The organism is Kineosporia corallincola (assembly GCF_018499875.1).
Classification (GTDB): Bacteria; Actinomycetota; Actinomycetes; order Actinomycetales; family Kineosporiaceae; genus Kineosporia; species Kineosporia corallincola.
This window is the reverse complement of record NZ_JAHBAY010000014.1, coordinates 41110-59489: the sequence shown is the minus strand read 5'-3', so window position 1 is coordinate 59489 and position 18380 is coordinate 41110. Positions and strand designations below refer to the sequence as shown.

The 18380-nt window shown below is 71.8% G+C and carries 12 protein-coding genes; all 12 read right to left on the bottom strand.

Going from position 1 to position 18380, the window contains the following annotated elements:
• Positions 1 to 5: 5 nt before the first annotated feature.
• The 12 genes from KIH74_RS28170 to KIH74_RS28115 all read right to left on the bottom strand — a co-directional run bounded on the left by KIH74_RS28170 (position 6) and on the right by KIH74_RS28115 (position 18376).
• On the bottom strand, positions 6 to 434 hold the full coding sequence (locus KIH74_RS28170; protein ID WP_214159393.1) for a hypothetical protein: 429 nt from the start codon (positions 432 to 434) through the stop codon (positions 6 to 8).
• Positions 427 to 852 carry a YbaB/EbfC family nucleoid-associated protein gene (locus KIH74_RS28165; protein ID WP_214159392.1) on the bottom strand — a complete coding sequence of 142 codons (426 nt, stop codon included), beginning with the start codon at positions 850 to 852 and terminating at the stop codon, positions 427 to 429. Before KIH74_RS28165 ends, KIH74_RS28170 begins: the two co-directional genes overlap by 8 nt.
• Positions 853 to 863: 11 nt before the next feature.
• Positions 864 to 2057 carry a MinD/ParA family ATP-binding protein gene (locus KIH74_RS28160; RefSeq protein ID WP_214159391.1) on the bottom strand — a complete coding sequence of 398 codons (1194 nt, stop codon included), beginning with the start codon at positions 2055 to 2057 and terminating at the stop codon, positions 864 to 866.
• 32 nt (positions 2058 to 2089) lie between these two features.
• Positions 2090 to 5443 (bottom strand): right-handed parallel beta-helix repeat-containing protein, encoded by a 3354-nt coding sequence (locus KIH74_RS28155; RefSeq protein ID WP_214159390.1) that lies wholly within the window; start codon positions 5441 to 5443, stop codon positions 2090 to 2092.
• On the bottom strand, positions 5440 to 7878 hold the full coding sequence (locus KIH74_RS28150) for a hypothetical protein (RefSeq protein WP_214159389.1): 2439 nt from the start codon (positions 7876 to 7878) through the stop codon (positions 5440 to 5442). The genes KIH74_RS28155 and KIH74_RS28150 overlap by 4 nt, the downstream gene beginning before the upstream one ends.
• A complete protein-coding gene (locus KIH74_RS28145) occupies positions 7878 to 8312 on the bottom strand; it encodes a type VII secretion protein EccB (RefSeq protein WP_214159388.1) in 435 nt (144 codons plus the stop codon). Before KIH74_RS28145 ends, KIH74_RS28150 begins: the two co-directional genes overlap by 1 nt.
• A gap of 8 nt (positions 8313 to 8320) precedes the next feature.
• On the bottom strand, positions 8321 to 9718 hold the full coding sequence (gene eccD, locus KIH74_RS28140) for a type VII secretion integral membrane protein EccD (RefSeq protein ID WP_214159387.1): 1398 nt from the start codon (positions 9716 to 9718) through the stop codon (positions 8321 to 8323).
• A complete protein-coding gene (eccCa, locus tag KIH74_RS28135) occupies positions 9715 to 13743 on the bottom strand; it encodes a type VII secretion protein EccCa (protein ID WP_246573262.1) in 4029 nt (1342 codons plus the stop codon). Before eccCa ends, eccD begins: the two co-directional genes overlap by 4 nt.
• A gap of 31 nt (positions 13744 to 13774) precedes the next feature.
• Positions 13775 to 17017, bottom strand: a complete 3243-nt coding sequence (locus KIH74_RS28130) for a WXG100 family type VII secretion target (protein ID WP_214159386.1) — start codon at positions 17015 to 17017, stop codon at positions 13775 to 13777.
• 18 nt (positions 17018 to 17035) lie between these two features.
• Positions 17036 to 17626, bottom strand: a complete 591-nt coding sequence (locus tag KIH74_RS28125) for a hypothetical protein (RefSeq protein WP_214159385.1) — start codon at positions 17624 to 17626, stop codon at positions 17036 to 17038.
• 81 nt (positions 17627 to 17707) lie between these two features.
• On the bottom strand, positions 17708 to 18007 hold the full coding sequence (locus KIH74_RS28120) for a WXG100 family type VII secretion target (protein WP_214159384.1): 300 nt from the start codon (positions 18005 to 18007) through the stop codon (positions 17708 to 17710).
• 36 nt (positions 18008 to 18043) lie between these two features.
• A complete protein-coding gene (locus KIH74_RS28115; RefSeq protein WP_214159383.1) occupies positions 18044 to 18376 on the bottom strand; it encodes a WXG100 family type VII secretion target in 333 nt (110 codons plus the stop codon).
• Positions 18377 to 18380 lie beyond the last annotated feature (4 nt).

Below are 18380 nucleotides of genomic sequence, written 5' to 3'. Positions count from 1 at the left end.
AGGGATCAGTGCTTGCCGGTGTGGGTACTGCCGCTGCCACCGGTCGTCGTGGTTCCGGTGGAGGTGCCGGACGTCTGCCCGGTGGAGACGTCACCGGTGTCCACACCGGTGGTGGTGGCCTGCTCCAGGTTCTTCGCGGCGTCGGCGTTCGACTCCTCGGTGGCCACGAAGGCGTCCGCGGCGTTCTGGATGCCCTGGCCGCCGCCCCGCACCGCCGCCGCGAAAGACTTGATGGCCCGGCCGGTCTGATCGCTGCTGTCGTTCAGCTGCTTCGCCATGGCCTTGCCGTTCTTGTCGCTGCCGCAGGCCCGTGTCGCGGAGGCCAGCAGGTCGAACCATTCCTCCTGCAACGCCTGGAGATTGGTGCCGTAGGTCTCGAGCTCGCGCCCGGCCCGCCGCATCTTCTCGGTGTCGACGGCGAAACGGTCACTCATGGTGGTCCTCCGGGGTCTGCCAGGGGTCCGAGGAGCCACGCACCTCGGCCAGTTCGTCGGGTATCAGGGCACTCCCGTCCATCCGCCCGCTCAGCAGTGCGGCCGGGTCGACGTGCGGCGGCAGGGCCGGCGCCATCGCCGAGGCCGCCCGGGCCCCGACGCGTTCCCGGGCGTCCGAGACGGTCTTCAGAATGATCTTGGCCAGCTCCGGCGCGGGCATGCTCTTGTACGACGCGGTGGGGAACTTCAGCTCCGTGAGCCGGCCCATGGCGTCCACCGTCACCTGCACCACCTGGCGGGGTGCGGTCGCGGTCTCGGTCAGGGCGTCGATGTCCCGCCGGGCCTTCAGCGCCCGGTCCCGGCTGCGGCCGTACTCGGCCATCGCCCGGCCGAGGATCTCGTCGTACTCGCTGCTCATCGTCGTTCTCCTCAGCCGATCTCGGCCCGGGTCTGGGCCACCAGGTCGATGTCGCTGTTCGCCGCCGACAGCGCCCGCACCACCGCGGCCGCGGCCCTGGTCCAGGCCCGGCGCGACTCCTCGCTGAGCGCGGAGAGCGAGATCTCGCCGCCCCGGCGGATGAGCGGGTCGAACGGCACCTCGATCACCGCCGCCGTCCTCAGCTCGCCGAGCCGCCGGCGCACCGCCTCCGCCGTCCCCGGTTCCTCCGGTCCACCGTCGTGACCGAGCACCACGACCACCCGCTCCCGCAGATCGACCGGGCCGGAGGCGGATTCGATCAGCCGGAGGGTCTGCTCGACGCCCGCCAGGGCATCGACGGACACGAGGCACGGGATCAGCACCGCGTCCGCGATCCGCAGGGCGGCCCGGTAGGTCTCGTGGCCGGGGTTGTTGCCGGTGTCGGTCACGGTGATCCGATAGTAGGTGTCGAGAACCTCCCGCACCGACAGCATCTGCGGTGCACTCAGCATGTCCCGCGGCCCGGCCGACGCGATCACGTCGGCATTCGAGGTCTGCGGCGCCGTGTAGCCACCCAGCCGTCCGGCCGAGGTGATACCCGATATGCCGGAGAGCATCTCGGCCAGCCCACGCCCCTGCCCGCCCTCGCAGCGGCGGGCCAGGGTCCCGGCGGACTCGGTCGCCTCCCAGGCCACCACGTAGCCGCCGCGCAGGCTCCCCAGCACGCCCGCCAGCACCAGGGCGGCCGGTGTCTTCCCGCTCCCACCCTTGGGATTGGTCACCAGCACGTTCACCGATCGGGTCCAGGTGGATCGGCGGATCGTGTCGATCTCGTCGCGGAACGCCTTCTCCTCGGCTCCCGGCGCCGGCTGGATCAGCCCGGCACTGACCTGACGCACCCGGTTGCGCCAGCCCCAGCGTGCCGGCACCGGATCCCCGGCCGACGCCATCGCGCCCGGGAAAGGTCGCTCAGCGAGCGGGGTTTCCGGCATCTCCTCCCAGTGCACCTGCGCGGGCCCGGGCGCTACCGGTTCATGGACGACGTCAGCGGGCTGGGGCTCGGCCTGCGTCAGGGTGGCCGCGGGTGTGCCGGGCACCTCCGGCAGGGCCAGACCGGCCCCGAGCACCGGCGGGCGGCCCGGCCGGGCGTCCAGCCAGTCGTCCTCGTCGACGTCGACCTCGGGAACCGTTCGTTGTTCGATCATTTCACTGTCCATCCGTCTCATCGGCCGATCGGTCAGACGGTGCCGGCCGTCAGGGGCTGCCGGGCTCCGGCGGGCGCAGAGGGGGACGACGGCCCGGGTGCGGCCACGGCCACCGCACGGACGTCCGCGGCCAGGAGGGTGCGGGACGCCACCAGGGTGGACACCCGGTCCGCGACGGCGTTCGCCGCGCCCGGGCCGGTCTGTGCCCCGGCCAGCACCCGGGTCAGCTCGGCCCGCACCTCGTCGTCGAGGTCGTGTCCACGCCGTTCCAGCCGGGTGGCGGCGATCCGGCCCAGCGCCTCAGGGGTGTACGGCGCCATCTTCCAGCCCACCACGAAGGTCTTGCGCAGGTCCGGCACCCGCCCCAGCACCGCCCCCAGCCGGGCCGCGCCACCGAGCAGGGCCACCACCGGCCGTCCGGGACGCCGACCGACCGACGCCGCCAGGCAGCGCATCACCTCGATCCCCGGGCTGTTCTCGTCGATCGGCCAGTCCTCCCCCACGTCGATCGCCAGCAGACCACCCGTGGCGTCGTCGAAGGCCGCCGCCAGCCGCCGTTCGGCCTGCCCCGGCCAGGTCGACCACAGGTCCCGGGTCAGGGTGCGGCGGGTCAGCTGCCCGGCCGGCAGAACTCCCAGCTCGGCCAGGCTCTGCGCGTAACACCGCAGGAACTCCCCGCGCCCGCTGCCCGGCGGCCCGATCACCACCGCGTTGGCCTGCACCCCCAGCGACTCCCCGGCACGGTGTGCCGAGCAGAGCCGGGTGAGCACGGCGCCCACGGTCTTCTGCGCGGCGGGCTGACCGTGCAACGACAGCAGCCGCGCGTGTCCCAGGGTGCTCTCCACCGCCGCCCGCGGGTCGGCGGTGCGGGCGGCCGACACCACCGGGGTGCCGGCGACGGGCAGGAGCTTCAGTTCCGGGGCCAGGTCCTCACCGGTCAGGCGGGTCAGCTCGGACTCCCGGCCGGGTGTCCGGGCCAGCCGCGAGGCCTGGTGATTGACCATGGACTCGAAGATCTTCCGGGCCACCCGGCCGTTGCCGAAGGTGTCGTCCTTCGGCACCCGCTCGAAGTACTCCCGCAGGGCGTCCACCCCGTCGTCGGTGAGCTCGTAGTAGTGCTTGCGGCACAGCCCCTGGGTGATCTCCAGCAGCTCGCCGGAGCTGTAGTTGGGGAACTCGACGGTCTTGGTGAACCGGGACCCCAGACCGGGGTTGGAGGCCAGGAACTTGTCCATGTGCTCGGAGTAACCGGCCACGATGACCACCAGCTCGTCCCGGTGGTCCTCCATCATCTTCATCAGGGTGTCCACCGCCTCCTGGCCGAAATCCGCGCCGGAGCCGCCGGACTGGGCGGTCAGGGTGTACGCCTCGTCGATGAACAGCACCCCGCCGATCGCCTTCGTGATCACCTCGGTGCTCTTGATCGCGGTGGAACCCACGTACTGCCCGACCAGATCGGCCCGGGCCACCTCGATCATGTGCCCCTTGCTCAGGATGCCGAGCTCGGCCAGCACCGTGCCGTACAGCCTGGCCACCGTGGTCTTACCGGTGCCGGGAGGGCCGGCGAACACCAGGTGCCGGCTCATCATCGGCATCGGAAGGCCCATCTCCTGGCGCTTCTTGGCCATCCGCATGACATTCACCAGCGAGGTGACCTCGGCCTTCACCCCGGCCAGGCCGATCAGCCCGGCCAGCTCGGCCATCGGCCCGGACAGCGGCCCCGCCTCCTGCGTCTGTCCCTGCGACGGTGACTGCGCCCCGAACTCGTCACCGGGGTCCTGCTCGGTCATCACGTGGCCCTCCTCCGGGCGGTGGTGCTGGGTGGGAACGACTGCGGCGGAAGCGGTCCGGACGTCCGTGAGGGTGAGGTTCGGCAGTCCCCGCGCGGGATCCAGGTCACCGTCCCGGTTGTCCCGCACCGTGCCCTTCTCCACCGAGACCTCGCCCGTGGTGCCCACCCGCAGGCCGCATCCGGCGTTGCCCGTGAGTTCGCACTGCTCCAGCCGTGCGGTGGTGCCGGTGCCGAGCACCACACCGTCACCGCCGGCCCCCGTGACCTTCAACCGCAGGGCTGTGAGCCCGGTACCGCCGTCGACGCTCAGCCCGGCCCCCGGCGCCGAGCCGATCTCGACGTCCGTGATCGCCAGCGTCCCACCGACAGCCGAAAGCCCGGCACCGGAAAGCGAAACCGCGCGCAGCGCCGCCGAGGTGGCCCGGTCCAGCCGGACGGCCGCCGCCGGGCCGCCGTGCACCTGGGTGTCGGAGACGTCCACCACGCAGCCGGCTCCCGCGGACAACGGGGTGGACGACGAGGAGAGCACACCGTCACGCAGCAGCAGACGTCCCCCCGACGTCATGGTCAGCCCCTCGGCGTCACCCGCGTCGATCCGCAGGCCGGCCGCCTCCAGGCCGGCACCGGCCAGCACCACCGCGGTCCGGCCCGGGGCGCTCACCCGGCTCCGGTGCACCGTGAGCACCGAGTCGCCGTCGGCCGCCATCCCCACCTGGACGTCCTCGACCCGACAGTTCTCGACCAGGGCCCGGGCTCCCGCCGTCAGATGGATGCCGGTGCCCGAGGCCTCCGTGACCGTACAGTCGGTCAACCGGACGTCCGTGGTCCCGGACAGGTGTACAGCCTGGTTGCCCGAACCGGCGAACCGCGAGCCGGTGACCGAGACCGCACCGCCCGAGGTGACATAGAGGTCGAGGGCGGCGCTGCCCGAGACCGTCAGCCCGGAGAGGTCGGCGCCCGCCTGCTGCTCGATCACCACCGCGGGCTTCGCGGCGTCCTCCACCCGGCACCCGGTGGCCACCAGATGCGCGTTACCGTTGACGCACAACCCGTTTCCGCCCGGTGACCGCACGACGCTGTCGCGCAGCGTCAGCCGCCCCGCGCCGGCCACCACGATCCCGGACGAGGCGGTCCCGGAGACCGTGGCACCCGCCACGGTGTTCCCGTTCCGCGACGCGACGACGATCCCCGCCCCGGAAGCGGTCTCGACCCGGCACTCGCTGACCGCCAGGCTCCCCTGCTCACGCACCAGCACGGCGGCCCAGGCGTCCCCGCCGAACTCACAGTCCTCCAGCGCGGTTTCGCCGCGCACGACATCCAGCACCGGCACCGAGGCGTCGGCACCGGTCAGCCGGAATCCGCGCAGCAGCACCCCGGCGGCCTCCACGGTGAGCACGCTGCCGGAGGCCGCGGCCAGTTCCACCGGCCCCTCGGTGGTCACGGCCTCGAGCCGCACGACACCCTCCAGCCGCAAGGCCTCCGGGTAACGGCCGGGATGCACGAGGACCGTGCCCCCCGACGACACCCGGGTCAGTGCCGCCCGGATCGTCGTGAACTCCCGGCCCGCACCGACTTCCACCACCTGCGTGCTCACTGCCGCACCAGCCCCGGCAGCAGGACGGGCAGCAGGTCCTGCGGATGTTCCGTGGCGGTGGGGCGCCGGGCACCCGGCGCCGGCCAGCGTCCGTGATCGGCCCGCAGCGAGGCGAGGGCCATCTCGTCCAGGGCCGACTGTGCGCTGCGCGCCGCCTCGTCACCGGCCAGGTCCCGGGCCGTGACCTCACGCATCAGGATCAGTCCCCGCCCCTGGCCGGTGGGCGGTTTCGCCTCCAGGATCTTCAGTCTCGTGCCGGGCACGAACAGCACCCGCGGCACCGCACCGGCCGGCAGCGAGTCGAGCAGCGACGTGCGCCGCCCGGTCAGTGACCAGACGAGGACGTCGGTGTCACCCGAGGCAGGGTCGGCCGGCCCGGCACCGGCCGCCAGGAAACCCCATTCGGTGAGCTGGGGACGGCCCTGGTAGATCTGCCAGGCGTCCCGGCCCACCGTGACGGCGAAGGAGGCCGGCCCCCGGTGCGACGCCAGGCGTCCCAGCCCCGACACGATGCACCGGGCGAACGGGACGTGCGGGCCGTCGGCCGCCACCCGCAACGACGGGTTCAGCCGTGGCCCGTCCGGCGACAGGTACAGACGCACGGCGACGGCGTCGGTGACCGCCTCGGCGGCCGCGGCACCCAGTCCCTCGAAGCCGGGATGCTCCGACAGGATGCGCGCGACCTCGTTCGCCAGTGTCCCGTAACGGTTCCCGAGGGCGTTGCGCAGCCAGTCCCGCTCCTCGTCGATGGGACGGGTGGGCAGCACCGCCCGGTGCTGCCGGGCCGGCAGCGGCTGGAACCCGAGTTTCCCTTCTGCGAAAGTCTGCCCCGGGGGCGCCGGATCGTGCTTCGTCTCCCGGGACACCACCGGTCGCGGGGGCACCTGCTCGGGCGGTGATGCAGCCGGCCCCGTCTCAGGGGCGGCCGAAACCTCCACCTCCCGCGGCGTGGCCGGTGACTCCACGGAAGGCGCGGTGTCCCGGAGGATCTGCGGCGCGGCACCGGTCGGGACCCGTGCGCCCACCGGCACAGCGCTGTCCCGTTCAGCACCGAACGCCCTTGCACCACGGTCCGGTTCGCCGGTGACCCGGATCTCCCGCAGCGGTCCGGCCGCCTCGACCGCTCCGGCCGGCACCACCGCCGCCGGGCCGGCCAGCAGCTCGGCGGCCGTGACCAGGCGGATCGAGCGCCGCGACGCCTCGTCGAACTGGCCGATCAGCGCCCGGGCCAGGTCGTGGAGAGGTCCGGCCCCGTCGTTCCCGTCCCGCCCGGCGACCACGATCAGGTTCTGCCGCTTGTCCGGTCCGGCGCGGCGCACCTCGACGGCCTGCGGACCCTCCTGTGCCGGCCGCAGCATCAGCCCGGCCTGCACCACCTCCACCACGACGTCCGGCCGGAGCCGGTAGGCCCCGGGCCCCACCTGGGTGAGTCCCGCGAAGGGCGGGCGGTGCGCGGTGACGTCGGGGGCGCCGGGCCGCAGACCGGCCTGCGGCCGGTGCCGCACCTCCAGGGCATAGGGCCACGGGCCCGGCCGGCCGTCCGACCCGATGATCCGGATCTCCGGGGCCTCCGCCGTCCCGCCCACCGGAATCCCCGTGTAGCAGTGGGTCTCCTCCCCGCTCAGGTCGGCCAGGGCCTGGCCCAGGGTCTTTCCCGCCGGCAGCGCGATCGGCCCGACGCCCGCCATCCGCGCCCCACGCCGGACCGCCTCGGGCAGCAGGGATCTCAGCCGGTGCACGTCCTCCAGCCGCAGCCTGGCCACGCCCGGGGCGCCGAGCACCAGGGTGGGAAAACCGCGACGCATCGGCATCGCCGCCAGCAGCCTGCCGCGGAACGAGCCGATCGCGGCCTCGTCGGTCTCGTCGGTGTCGGGCCGGATCCAGGCCCCGGCCGGTAGTGGCTCGCAGGCCACGCCCGCACCGGCGCCGGCGATCAGCGCGGTGAGCTCGTCGTCCCACGCCGGACGGGGAAAGCGCCGTGGCCCGGGCCGGGACTGCCGCCCCGGGCGGTAGTCCCGCCAGCGATGGTCGTGCCGGTCACCGACCAGCAGCGCACCCCGGCCGGCCACCACCGGGCCGTCCGCCAGCGTCACCGGCCGGTCCAGGCGCTCACTCAGCCAGCCCGCGGCGAGCGTGGTGAGTTCCCGCGACCGGCCGTCGACGACCAGGCGGATCCCGCGCGGGCCCGGGCCGATCGCCGCGGCCACCGACTCCCACACCGCGATCGGCACGCGTCCCGGCAGATCCAGCAGCACCAGGGTGTTCTCATGGTCCTCGGGGGCCAGGGACGCGATTCTCCGCACCTGGTCGCCGGGTTCAGCGCGGGTCGAGATGACCACGGCGTGCTTGATCACCTGGAGGGTGACCGGCTGGGTCTCGACACTGTCCGGGTCGGCGAACCGGGCGGGATCGATCCGGGGAAAGGCTGCGGGCATCACTGGGCTCCGGTGGTGGATCTGGCGGACTCCGGCCCGGAACCGCCTGTTGCGCCCCTGTTCCCGGCCGCGGTGGGACCGGACGCCACGTGGGAGCCGGACCCGCCCGCGTCGTCACGCTCTGCCTTCCGGTGAACGGGGGACGACGCGGTGGTGCTCGGGGTGGGAGCCGTGGTGGGGGGCGTGGCCGTGGCACTCACGGTCGGCGACGTCGAGGAGGACGACCCGCCGGACGTGCCGGACTGCTGCCGGATCAGGCCGAACAGGAAGAAGCCCACCAGGATCAGGACCGTCAGGCCGACCCCGACCGCGGTGCCGAGCTTGGCCCGCCGGGCCGGCGGCTCCAGGAAGGACGCCTCACCGGTGAGCAGCGCGGACGACAGGCGGCCGACCTGAAAGGCATATGCCTGAACATGATCTCGCTGGGTCTGCACAGCTCACCTCACCCGGCCAGACCGGAGACCAGGCCGAACAGGCCGAGCACCTGGGCCAGCAACGGGATCGCCGCGATGGCGGCGCCGAGCTCCAGCCACTGGTTCAGGTAGCCCCAGACCGGCGTCATCCGGCGGCCGGGCGGCCGGGTCGCGGCGGCACTCACCGGCAGCAGCGCGACCAGCAGCACCAGGGCCGCCACCACGAGCCAGGGCTCCGTCACCTGGGCGGGGAGCCACAGCACCAGCGCCGCGACCGCCCACATTCCACCGGCGACCAGGGCCAGACGCTGCCACACGCCCCGCACCGCACCGGCCCGCACGAACACCGACAGCGTGACGACGACCGCCAGGGCGTAGGCGAATCCGTCGCCGTCCGAGATCAGCACCGGGATCGCCCCGGCCAGGACCAGGGCGGACGACACGAACGCCGCGATCAGCACCTGGTCGGCGACGAAGACGCGCCGCGTCATCTCGGCGGACTCCGTCGGGACGACGTCGTAGTGCAACTCTGAGGCCGTCCTCGGCAGCTGCGGCACCCGGATCCCGGCCAGCCGCACGGCCGACCGGGGCGCGTAGGCCAGAGTGAGCGCGGCGATCACGGTGACCGCACCGGCCACCTTCACCTCACCCGGGTTCCAGGCCGCGCCCACCGCCTCCGCCGTCAGAAGCACCAGCCCGACGACGATCTCGGTCAGGGCCGGGAAGAGCGGGGTGCGTGAGTCGGCGCCGCGGTGGGCGACGGTGAGCACCACACCGCACACCGCCAGGGCCGCCCCGGCCGCCATCAGCGGGCCCGACCGCAGGGCGACGAGGTCGGCGATCCCGCGTTCCGTGCCGCCCACCACCGTGCCCGCCGCCACGGCGGCGGCCAGGCCGACCGCGACCGTCGCGGTGACCGCCGGCCCGGCGGCGAGACGATGGCTGAGCGATACCGAGGCGGTCAGCAGCAGCACCGCGACGACGGGAGCCAGGAACGGGGTGATCCCCTCCATCCGAGCGTCGAGGAGCAGCCGGCCGACCAGGCCGACCAGCAGCACGGCGATCGTCTGGAAGAGCGGGGCGTCGTACTCGGGGCGCCAGCGCCCCGGGGAACCACCCACCACGGTGGCGGTCCCGTCGGCGAGATCGTCGAAGACCAGCGCGGGCGCCAGCTCGTCGGCCCGGCGCAGGTAGAGCCGTTCCCCCTCGCGCCAGTTCAGTTCCTCCGGGGTCTCCCCCACGTCCATCGGGCTCTCGCCCAGCCGTTGCAGGATCCACCCCTCGCCGCCGTGGACGTCACGGGAGGACACCACGTGCTGCACCAGGGTGGGCAGCAGCCCGCCCAGCGGCAGCGACGCCGGCACCGCCAGGTCCACCTGCCGGTCCGGGCCGACGATCGTCACCCGGCACAGCTGATCGGTACTCACAGTCCCATTCCTGTCATCTTCAGGCCGGTTTCCGGCTCCGGCGTCTCGGTCGGCACGAAACCGGTCTGGATCAGCCGGACTCCGCGCCGGGTGACCAGCTGGGCGCGGCCCGGGGGCAGTTTGCGGGGGGCGGCCTCGCCGAGGAACTTGCCCTCTTCCTTCGGGTAGCCGAACACCACACCGGGCGTCCCGAGCTCCCACAGGCGCCGCAGGGTGGGGTCCATCATCGCCCGCATCGCACCGGACGTACTGCGCGCCAGGATGATGTGCAGCCCGATGTACGCCCCCTGCGGCATCAACGGCAGCAGCGCCTCCAGCGGTGAGCCGCCGGGCCCGGACAGCAACTGGTAGTCGTCCAGCACGAGGTACAGCCGCGGGCCGGTCCACCAGTCCCTGCGGGCCAGGCGTTCCGCCGAGATCGCCTGGTCCGGCACCCGGGAGCTGAGCGACCCGACCACCTGTTTCACGAGTGCCCGCAGCGACGACTCGTCCACCACGTAGCCCGAACGCAGTTGCTCGGGCACCTCCAGGTCGAGCTGCCGGCTGGGGTCGCCGAGGATGAACCGCACGTCCTCGGGACGGTTGGCGGCCACGATCGACCGCAGGAGCAGCTTCAGCAGGTTGGTCTTGCCGGTCTCGTCGTCCCCGAAAACCATGAGGTGACCGGTGCTGTCGAAGTCGTGCCAGACCGGGGCCAGACGCTGTTCGTCCAGCCCGATGGCGTGGCGCCGGCCGTTCCCCGCGTCGGTGGGCAGCTCGCGCATCGGCAGCTCGGTCGGCAGCAGACGCACCTGCGGGGCCCGTTCCCCCGGCCAGAACAGGCCGATCTCCTCCGCCACCGACCGGGTGGCCGAGGCCAGCTCGGCGGTTCCGGAGACGCCGTCGAGGCGGGGCAGCGCGGCCAGGAACGGCAGCGCCCTCGCGGTGAGCCCGTGCCCCGGCCGGTTCGGGACGCGGGCCGCCTTACGCGATCCGACCTCCGACTCCATCGAGTCGCCGAGCCGCAGCTCGAACCGCGTGGTGATGAGATCCCGCAGCCACGGCCTGATCTCGGACCACCGGGTGGCCGCGATCATCACGTGGACACCGAAGGAGAGGCCACGTGAGGCGAGTTCACCGATCCGCGGCTCGATGTCGGCGTACTCGTTCTTGACCGTGTACCAGCCGTCGATCACGAGGAACACGTCACCGTAGGGATCCTCGATCTCACCGGCCTCCCGCAGCTTCCGGTAGGTCGTCATGGAGTCGACACCGCGCTCGGTGAACAGCGTCTCCCGGCGCTCCATCACCTGGAACAGCTGCTCCACCGTGCGGACCACCCGGTCCCGCTCCCGGCGGCCGGCCACCGAGCCGACGTGCGGCAGCATGCTGATCGAGGTGAGTCCGCCACCGCCGAAATCGAGCCCGTAGAACTGCACCTCGGCCGGGGTGTGGGTGAGGGCCAGCGCGATCATCAGGGTGCGCAGCAGGGTGGACTTGCCGGTCTGCGGGGCACCGACCACGGCCACGTGCCCGGCACTGCCGGACAGGTCCGCCGAGAGCAGTTCCCGGGACTGGTCGTAAGGTCGGTCCACCATGCCCAGCGGCACCCGGAGCCGGCCGTGCAGGGACGGGTCGGGAACGCTCATCCCGCGCACCGGGTCGGGCAGCACGCCCGGCAGCAGGGCGTCCAGCGGTACCGGCGTGGTCAGTGGCGGCAGCCAGACCTGCCGGGCGGCCGGGCCCGCGCCACGCAGCCGGCCGATGAACACCTCGGCCAGGGTCGGTTCCGCGCTCGTCCCTTCCCCGGCCGCCTTGTCCGACGGATCAGGCTGCCCGGCAACGTCTTCCACGGTGACCGGAGCGGCGGTGGGCGGCAGGTACAGGTCGGGACGGTCGTAGGTGTAATACGGATGCACCTCGGCCACCGGGGCCGGGCCGCTCTCGTCGTCCTCCCGCACCACCGACTGGGGAGCCGGGCCGGAGACGTAGGCGGCCTTGAACCGGACCAGGGTCGTGGTGTCCATCTTCAGGTAGCCGTGCCCGGGTTCGTTGGGCAGCTCGTAGGCACCGGCCGCACCGATGACGGCACGCGACTCCATGGACGAGAAGGTCCGCAGGGCGATCCGGTAGGACAGGTGCCCCTCGACCCGGTTGATCCGGCCCTCGTCCAGGCGCTGCGAGGCCAGCAGCAGGTGCACGCCGAGACTGCGGCCCACCCGCCCGATCGACACGAAAAGGTCCATGAACTCGGGCTTGCTGGCGAGCAGCTCGCTGAACTCGTCCACCACCACCAGCAGGGTCGGCAACGGCGCCAGCTGACGCCCGGCCAGCCGGGCCTTCTCGTACTCGAACAGCGACGGCTGGCCGCTGCCGCGCAGCAGCTCCTGACGCCGGTTGAGCTCGCCGTTGAGCGAGTCCTGCATCCGGTCGACGAGGGGCAGCTCGTCGGCCAGGTTGGTGATCACCGCCGAGGTGTGCGGCAGTTCGTCCATGCCGATGAAGGTGGCGCCGCCCTTGAAGTCGACCAGCACCAGGTTGAGGATCTCGGACGAGTGCGTCGCCGCCAGGCCGAGCACGAGTGTGCGCAGCAGCTCGCTCTTGCCGGAACCGGTCGCGCCGATCAGCAGGCCGTGCGGGCCCATTCCGCCCTGGGCCGACTCCTTCAGGTCGAGCTCGACCACCTCACCGCCCTCGGTCACGCCGATCGGGACGCTCAGGCGGGCCCGCTGGGGCGTGCGCGAGCGCCACTGCGCGGCGACGTCGAACCGGCGGGCGTCGGCGATCCCGAGCAGGGTGGTCAGCCCGAAATCCTGTTCCAGCGGCTGGTCCACCAGATCGACCACACCACTGACCCGTTTCGGGGCCAGCACCCGGGCGAGCTCGTCCACCGCGGGCGTGCTCAGGCCGTCGACCCGGGCGGTCAGCGGTGCGGCCGGATCGCCGTACTCCACCTGGTCGCCGTTCACGGTGAGCCGCAGAATCTTCGGCCCGCCGGGCAGTTTCCCGGTGACGTCGATCATCAGCACGTTGCGGATGCCGTCGCCGTACAGCCGCGAGGTCTCCGGCACCTGCACCCGGTCGGCCAGCAGCACGATGAACGGCTCGTTCTGGGTGGGCCCGGCCCCCGGGTCGTGGTCGGGCCGGTCCAGCACGTCCGTGCCGAGCAGGTCGATCATCTCGCCGTAGTCGCCGGCCACCAGCCACCGCGGCCCGGTCTCGCCGAGCAGGTCCGGATGTGCGTTGTGCGGCAGCCATTTCGCCCAGTCCCAGTCCGGGCGTGCGCCCTCACCGGCGAGGACCGCGATCCTCAGGTCGTCCGGTCCGTGAAAGGTGGCCAGCTGGGCCACGATCGAGCGGACCAGCCCGAGAGCACCGGGCAGGTCACCGGCCAGCTCGATACCGGTGTACTGGCGCAGGTTCACCACCATCGGCACGTCCCGCACGGTGCGGTAGGCCTCGACGAACCGGCGCAGCGAGATCGCCGACAAGGGCTCCAGACTCTCGATCGGCTTGGTCGTGGGCGGTTCCAGGATCAGGGAGGCCGGGCGGCGGCCCACGCCCACCCGGACGGCCGCGAAGTCCTCGTGGTTGGCCCGGCGTTCCCACAGCCGTGGGCCGGAGGCGAGGCTCCAGAGCAACTGTGGATCGGGGTTGTTCCACTGCAACGCCTGGCGCTGCTCACCACCGGCACGGCGCACACCGGCCCGGGTCTGGGCGATGTAGCGCAGGTAGTCACGGCGTTCCAGGTGCAGCTTGCGCCGCCGCTCGGCCGGGGCGCGCAGCATCTGCCCGACCGACATGGCCGCCATCGACACCCCCATCCCGCCGCCGAGCAGATAGGTCATGGGTGAGGATCCGGCAGCGCCGGAGAACGAGATGCTCATCAGCACACCACCGATGCCCATCGGCAGCATGGTCACCATCGTGCTCATGTCGGCGGGCACCTGCTCCGGCAGCACCGGCGGCTCCTGGAGCGGGAGCACGCCCTCGGGCATCTCCGGGCCGGACTCCCGGGGCCTGCGCCGAACGACCTCCGTACTCATGGACGCCTCATCCTCACTCGGTCCTTCTCCGTCATCGCCCGGTTCCCCAGTCGCTGTCGTCCCCGCTCAGCAGGTCCGCGGCCGTGGTCTTGCGGACGTCCTCACCGGTCTCTTCGTCCACCTCGTCGGCCGGGGGCTCGTCCGGCTCGTTCAGCGGACCGTCGCCACAGCTGAGGCGCTGCTTCTCGACGATCCGCACCACCCCGGCACTGGACCGACCGACCTGGAAAACCGTCGCGACCAGTTCTGGTTCGCGTGCCGTCGTCCCCATCGCGACCCGTTGAGGCGTTGGGTCGTCACCGCTCAGGAAGGCGGACAGCAGTCCGGCATCACCCATTCCCCATCGGGAGAAGTCCTCCGCGACATCGTCTTCCAGGTCTTGAGCGGCCCACAGCGGCTCGCCGAGAGGCCCGGCCGCCTGCGGTTCCTCCTGCGCCGGGGGGACGTTCCGGGCCGGAACCAGCCCGACGATCGGTACCTCTCCAGCCGTATCCGCTTGCGATACAACAAAATCCGGGACGCCCGGAGCAGCCGGGCGGTCGGGTTGCGGAACCTCGTCGTCCGGTTCGTCGAGCAGAGCGAACCAGTCGTCCGGCTGAACCTCGTCCTGGTGGGCCGCTCCGCCCGGGAGTCCTGAAGCCGGCAGTCCTGAAGCCCGCAGTCCTGAAGCTGGCGGCCCTGAATCCGACGGCCCTGAATCCGGCCGTGATGAAACCGGCAGCGGGGCGACCGGCGGCACGGGAAACGGCACGGGAAACGAGTCACCGAGCCGGCCACCGGTGGCCTCTCGAACCCCCGGGGCCGGGTCCACGCCGCCCACACCATCCAGGTCGCCCGCACCCGCTGTGCCGCCCGCACCCTCAACGCCGCCCAAACCGCCAACGCCGCCCCCGTCCCCCACGCCGCCCACGCCGCCCAGGTCCACCGCACCGCCCACTCCGAGACCGGACCAGACATCGTCCAGGTCGTCCGCCGGAGATGCCGGGGACGCCACCGGCCCACCGATGCCGGCCCGCACCGGCTCGGGTTCCCGCCGAACCTCCGGTCCCGGATCGGCCTCGACCGGAGCGATCCCAACGTCCGCCCCCCACTCAATCGTTCCCGACTCGAGCAGCGCCGAGGCGTCAGACTGGTCCGCCGTCCGCTCCCGGTCCCGTGCGGCCCCGGCGGGTAGCAACGGCACCGCGGGCGCACCGCCTCCCGAAAGTCCCTGCACCGCGAAGGGAGACGTCTCGGCCACCGCTTGCTCGGCCTCGTCCGGAGCCTTCGCCCAGTGTGCCGGGGCGGCGGCGGCCGTCATCCCGTCCAGCCCTTCGGTGCCGGTCCCCTGCTCGGTGGCGGCCCAGGGATCCGCAGACTCGCTCAGCAGACCAGACGCGTCCGACGGATCCGTCGACGACGAATCCGAGCCTCCAGCAGCCGATCCCGGCATCATCGGCATCCCCGGCGATCCGAGTCCGGACGAATCCCCGGACGAATCCCCGGAGCTCCGGGAGTCGCCGGCCGCACCGGCGTCCTGCGTCCCCGGGTCCGTCGCCCAGTTCGCCGGGGTCGCCCAGTTCGCCGGGGTCGCCCAGTTCGCCGGGGTCGCCCAGTTCGCCGGGGTCGCCGAGGCGACGTCGCCGCCCAGCCCTTCATCACCGGAGGGCACGTCCGTCGCGGCCCAGGGATCCGCCGACTCACTCAGCAGACCGGACGCGTCCGACGGATCCGTCGACGACGAATCCGAGCCTCCAGCACCCGATCCCGGCATCATCGGCATCCCCGACGACCCGAGCCCGGACCCCTGCCCGGCGCTGCCGGCCGAGTCGGCCGAGTCGTAGTCCGGGGTCGCCGACGAGAGGCCGGACGTGTCAAGACCGTCCGTGCCGCTCCCACCACCAGCGCTGTCCAGATCCCCCACGTCCAGCCCGGAGGGAGCGGCTGTGGACAGGTCGGAGCTGTCCAGTCCGCCCGACCCGGACCCCACGCCCGTCCCGTCATCCAGGTCGCCGGCGTCATAGCCGCTCGGCGTCTCCTCGTCGAGTCCCGACCAGGGATCGGAGGTTTCGTCCTCGTCCTTGCGGGAACCGGAGCTCGACGAGGACGGCCCCGGGGTGGCGCCGTACGACACCGGGGTGGCCGACGACAGGTCCGAGAGGTCGGAGGTGGTGGGGCTGTCCGTCGAGGTGGCGTCCGGCACGGACGACGAGTAGTCGCCGTAGTCGCTGCCGGACGCGCTGCTGCTGTCGTAGGCCGCGGGCGTGTCGTCCGTACCGATGGTGCCGTCGTCGGCGAGAGAGCTGTAGTCGTCCGCGGAAGTGCCGTAACCGTCGGGCGTCGCGCTGCTGTAGTCGTCGGCCGCGGCGGTGTCGTAGTTGTCCGCCGTGGCGGCGTCGTAGCCGGCCGGGGTCGCCGCGCCGTAGTCCGTGGTGGTGGCGGCGTCACCGGTGTCCGTGCCGTAGTCCTGCGGCGTGGTGTCGTAGTCACCGGGAGTCGTGTCGTAGTCGTCGGGGTTCGTGCCGTAGTCGTCGGGCGTGGTGTCCACGTCGTCCGGGGTCGTGTCGACGTCCTCGGGAGTGGTGTCGACGGTCTCGGGCGTGCTGCCGGTGTAGTCGGTCGAGGTGGTGCTCGAGGTGTCGATCGGCTGAAACTTGTTGACCGTCACCACGTATCCGTCGGACAGCTGAACGGCCACCTTACGCATGTCCTGGCTCATCTGTTCCACGGCCTTCGGGAACTTGGAGATGGGCACCAGACCGTTGTCCATGGCCTCGAGGCCCATGCTCTGGGCCCAGTGCGCGTAGTAGTGGTCGATGTCCGCGACGGCGTCCTTGGCCCATTCCAGGTCGTTGCCCCGGTTGTACAGCGCGTCCGGCATCTGGTTGAGCTTGGCGTCACCACCGCTCACCCGGTCGGAGTGCGCCTGGATGTGCGCGGAGAGCTGAGTCATCGAGCCGACGAAGGCGGTGGCTGCCGCGCCCTGCCAGGGCCCGTCCTCACCCGCGAGGGCGTTGCTCCACTCGGCCAGGTTGGTGGCGATCGCCTCCAGCCCGAGGGCCACCCGCTGGAAGTTCTCGGCGGCGCTCCTGAGGGAGTCGGGATCGGAGATGCCGTTGGCCCGGTCCTTCATCTCCTGGGTGGTGAGCATCGAGCCACCGGCGATGGCGGCCTTGATCTCCTTCCAGTCCAGCGCACCCCAGTTGTCGTCGGTCGCCGTGATCTTGCTCGGGTCGACGAGCCAGCCGGCGTCGGACGTCTCGAGCCAGTCCGGGGAGTCCTCTTCGTCACTCATGCGTCACCCACGATCAGGTCAGCTGCCGCCGGCCGTGCCCACGAGCCCGATGTCGCTCTTCACCTGCGACATCAGCGTGGTGAACTTGTCCGCGGCCATGGCGTTCACCTCTTCGAGGGTCTTGTAGTCCTCGCCGATCTTCTTCATCACGGCCTGGAGGTCGACGAAGGTCTCGATCAGGGCGCCGATCGCGCCGACCAGTTCCGTGCGCGTCGTCTCCACCGTCGTGTTCAGCGCGATGGCACTGGGAAAACCGCCGGCCGCAACCTTTTTCTGGTCGATCAGGTCCTGCCGGAGCTCGGTCAGATCCTCGATGTACTCGGTCATCTGGGCGGAGAAGTCGGCCAGCGCAGCCGTGTTGACGGACGTCCCGGAACCCTCGCCGTAGGCCTTGACGTCGTAGTCGTCGGCCACCATGTGATTGATGACGTTGTTGCTCTCGTCACCACGCGAGTCCACGTCCGCGGTCTCGGTGGGTTTCAGGTCGTCGTCACCCTTGGGGTAGTAAGGCACCCACTCCCCTTTGGCCTCGTCCCAGATCTCGTGGTTCTGGCCGTGTCTCAGCGTTTCGCGTTCTTCGGCCGTCAGGTTGTTCTCATACACCATCATCGCTCCCGCTGGTCGGGGCTCCGCGAAGCCCGTGGAACCGCCATGCCGGCGGGGCCGCCGAGGACGGCCCCGCCGGGTGAGTCACTTCGGCCGGAAGGCGGTGGTCACGAACGTCTCGGTGGACTGGTAGTTCTCCGAGATCGACGACAGGGTGACCCGGGCCTGTTCGAGCGTCTGCGGCATCGCGGCGGCTGCCTGGAGACACCGCTGAAAGGTCTCCGCATACGCCGCCTGGGCGTCACCGGTCCAGCCGGCGAGGCTCTTCTGCGCGTTGCTGTTCATCTCCTGGAGCAGGTTCTCGATGTTCTGCGCCCGCTGCTTCGCGGCGTCCACGGTGAGGTCCATCGACGAGAAGTTGACGGAATAGGTCAGTTCAGGCATGAGTGTTCTTCCTTCCAGAGGTCGTGGCCGGTCGGTTCAGCCGAAGTTGGGGAGCAGCGGCTCCGGCCGGATCGGTGCGCTGACGAAGAGCGAGGCCTGCTGGTTCGCGCTGTCGTTGGCCTCCGCGTACTTCTTCGCCGAGTTGAAGACGGTCAGGGACAGGTCGGACAGCATCGCCTCGATGGCGTCGCACTGGGCGTAGAACTCCTCCATCGCCCTGGCGAATGTGGTGGCGCTCTGCCCGGTCCAGGTGACCAGCAGGTTCGAGATGGATTCGCGCACCGCGTTCTCCTCGGTCGAGATGCTCTCGACCACGTCGTGAATGGAACTGGCGGCCTGGACCATGCCGTTCACGTCGATCTCTGCCATGACT

What these genes read in the sequence shown, in the direction of transcription:
- KIH74_RS28170 (WP_214159393.1), bottom strand. Translation starts at nt 434, where the DNA reads ATGAGTGACCGTTTCGCCGTCGACACCGAGAAGATGCGGCGGGCCGGG.
- KIH74_RS28165 (WP_214159392.1), bottom strand. Translation starts at nt 852, where the DNA reads ATGAGCAGCGAGTACGACGAGATCCTCGGCCGGGCGATGGCCGAGTAC.
- KIH74_RS28160 (WP_214159391.1), bottom strand. Translation starts at nt 2,057, where the DNA reads ATGATCGAACAACGAACGGTTCCCGAGGTCGACGTCGACGAGGACGAC.
- KIH74_RS28150 (WP_214159389.1), bottom strand. Translation starts at nt 7,878, where the DNA reads ATGCCCGCAGCCTTTCCCCGGATCGATCCCGCCCGGTTCGCCGACCCG.
- eccCa (WP_246573262.1), bottom strand. Translation starts at nt 13,743, where the DNA reads ATGAGTACGGAGGTCGTTCGGCGCAGGCCCCGGGAGTCCGGCCCGGAG.
- KIH74_RS28130 (WP_214159386.1), bottom strand. Translation starts at nt 17,017, where the DNA reads ATGAGTGACGAAGAGGACTCCCCGGACTGGCTCGAGACGTCCGACGCC.
- KIH74_RS28125 (WP_214159385.1), bottom strand. Translation starts at nt 17,626, where the DNA reads ATGATGGTGTATGAGAACAACCTGACGGCCGAAGAACGCGAAACGCTG.
- KIH74_RS28120 (WP_214159384.1), bottom strand. Translation starts at nt 18,007, where the DNA reads ATGCCTGAACTGACCTATTCCGTCAACTTCTCGTCGATGGACCTCACC.
- KIH74_RS28115 (WP_214159383.1), bottom strand. Translation starts at nt 18,376, where the DNA reads ATGGCAGAGATCGACGTGAACGGCATGGTCCAGGCCGCCAGTTCCATT.